The organism is Streptomyces alkaliphilus (genome assembly GCF_014141535.1).
GTDB classification, from domain to species: Bacteria; Actinomycetota; Actinomycetes; order Streptomycetales; family Streptomycetaceae; genus Streptomyces; species Streptomyces alkaliphilus.
This window is the reverse complement of sequence record NZ_VKHT01000882.1, coordinates 1-2,089: the sequence shown is the minus strand read 5'-3', so window position 1 is coordinate 2,089 and position 2,089 is coordinate 1. Positions and strand designations below refer to the sequence as shown.

Annotated in this window: 2 protein-coding genes; both read right to left on the bottom strand. The window is 76.3% G+C overall.

Translation table 11 applies throughout. The features are described from left to right. Positions 1-137: 137 nt before the first annotated feature. Positions 138-1,004, bottom strand: a complete 867-nt coding sequence (locus FNQ90_RS20770; protein ID WP_182607749.1) for an ABC transporter permease — start codon at positions 1,002-1,004, stop codon at positions 138-140. A 2-nt stretch (positions 1,005-1,006) separates the two neighbouring features. Beyond that, positions 1,007-2,080 carry an ABC transporter ATP-binding protein gene (locus FNQ90_RS20765; protein WP_407699405.1) on the bottom strand — a complete coding sequence of 358 codons (1,074 nt, stop codon included), beginning with the start codon at positions 2,078-2,080 and terminating at the stop codon, positions 1,007-1,009. Between the last annotated feature and the right edge of the window lie 9 nt (positions 2,081-2,089).

Here is a 2,089-nt window from a genome sequence, read left to right as displayed (position 1 = left end):
CCGGACGGGGGGTCGGTGGCGGCGCACCTGGCGGTCTGCGGGGCGTTCGACCCGGAGGACGTCTGTTCGGGCGAGATCGGATGTCGGAGAGGGCGCCCACCGCCCCCCGGGGCGCCGGTGGAGGGGGAGGAGTCCGTTCAACGCCCCGCCGCGCGTCGGTACGCCCAACCGGCCAGGGCCAGCGCCGGGAGGCCGAACGCCCCGCAGACCGCCAGGTTCGCCGCCACCGACCCCCAGTCCGGTCCGGGGGCCAACACCTCGGCCAACGCCTCGACACCGTAGGTGGAGGGGAGGAGGTCCCGCAGCCATTGGATCGGCTCCGGCATCCGTGATGCGGGCAGCACACCCAACAGAAGGGCGGCCGACATGCCCAGCTGCCCGGCGAGAGTGGCCAACTCCTGACGGGGCGCGAGCAGCCCCAGCGCGGCGCCCAGGCCCGCCAGGGCCGCGCCGGCCAGCGGCACGACGGCGATCAGCAGCCACAGTCCGGTGACCGGCACCTGGTACAGCGCGCATCCGATGAGCGCGGTGACCAGGGCCCCGGGGAGGGTGAAGGAGGCGTAGGCGGCGGCCGTGCCCAGCACCACCGAGGCGGCCGGGGCCGGAAGGGTGGCCCAGTGGTCCAGGCCACCGGTGGCCCGCAGGCGTCCGAAGTACTGGGCGAGGAGGTTGAGTGCCACGAAGGCCACGACCAGGACGGTGGAGCCGGCCACGACCGCCCGCGCCTCCTCCCCGGTGCCGCCGTCCACGACCCCCCGCATGAGGATCATGATGCCGACGGACTGGAAGCTCGCGACGAACAACAGCGGTATGCGCGCGACCCGCGCGCGGGAGAGCTGGGCCCGGTAGACCGCGCCGAACGCGGCCGACGGCCGGGCGCCGGGGGCCAGGGGTTCGGGAGCGGGTCCGTCGGCGACGCCGGAGGCCGGGTCGGCGGGCCCGGCTTCGGCCGCGCGGGCGACGGGCACCTCGGTCGTGGCGGGACGCTCACGGGGATCGGCCATCGTCACGAGCGCACCAGCCCACGTCCACTGCCGCCCAGGGCCAGGTAGACGTCCTCCAGGGTGGGGGTGGCCAGGGTGAAATCGTCCAGGGCCGCGAAGGCCGGGCCGGTGGTGACGGCCGCGACGGCGGCCCGGGCCTCCTCGGGGGGCAGGCGCAGCGTCCACCGCCGGCCGGAACCGGCGGGATCGATCGGCTCACCGATGACGAGCCGGCGCAGCGCGGCCACCGCCGGGACGTCCGTCGGCGCCCGGTCCCGCCACACCAGGTCCAGCCGCACCTCGTCGCCGACCATCGCCTTCAACCCCCCGGGGGTGTCGCAGGCGATGACCCGCCCGGCCTCCAGGACCGCCACCCGGTCCAACAGGGTCTCGGCCTCGATGACGTTGTGGGTGACCAGAACGACGGTGGTCCCGTGCTCGGCGCGGCGCCGGTCCACCGCGGCCCACACCGCCCGGCGGGCCACCGGGTCCATGCCCGCGGTGGGCTCGTCCAGGATCAACAGGGGCCGCCGACCCACCAGCGCGGCGGCGACGCAGGCCAGTCGGCGCTGACCGCCGGAGAGCCGGGCCAGGGGACGGGCCGCCAACGCGGTCAGACCCAGCTCCTCCAGGACCTCACCGGTCTCCCGCTGGGCGTCGGCGCGGTCCAGGCCGCGCAGCACGCCCGTGGTCTCGGCCGCGACCGCGACGGTGAGCTCGTCCAGGGCGGTGGAGTCCTGGCCGAGATGGGCCAGGAGGCGGGGGGCACGGCGGGGGTACCGGACCACGTCGTGGCCCAACAGTTCGATGGAGCCGGAGTCGGGCCGCAGCAGGCCGGTCAGCTGGCGGACCAGGGTCGTCTTGCCCGCGCCGTTGGGGCCGAGGAGACCGAAGATCTCACCCCGACCCACCTCCAGATCGATGCCCGCGCTGGCATGCACGGGCCCGGTCCCCGACGGGCCCGTCGGTTCGTCACCGAGCGGGCGGCGGCGACGGCCGGGACGGCGGGCGCCGGGATAGGTCTTGTGCACCTCCCGCACGGACACGGCCACCGGCCCGGCGGGCACGGTGGCGGGCGTCCGGGCCGCGGGGGTCACGACCGGGGG

Bases quoted from the DNA above. Each gene is read 5' to 3' on its own strand.
- FNQ90_RS20770 (WP_182607749.1), bottom strand. From the start codon at position 1,004: ATGGCCGATCCCCGTGAGCGTCCCGCCACGACCGAGGTGCCCGTCGCC.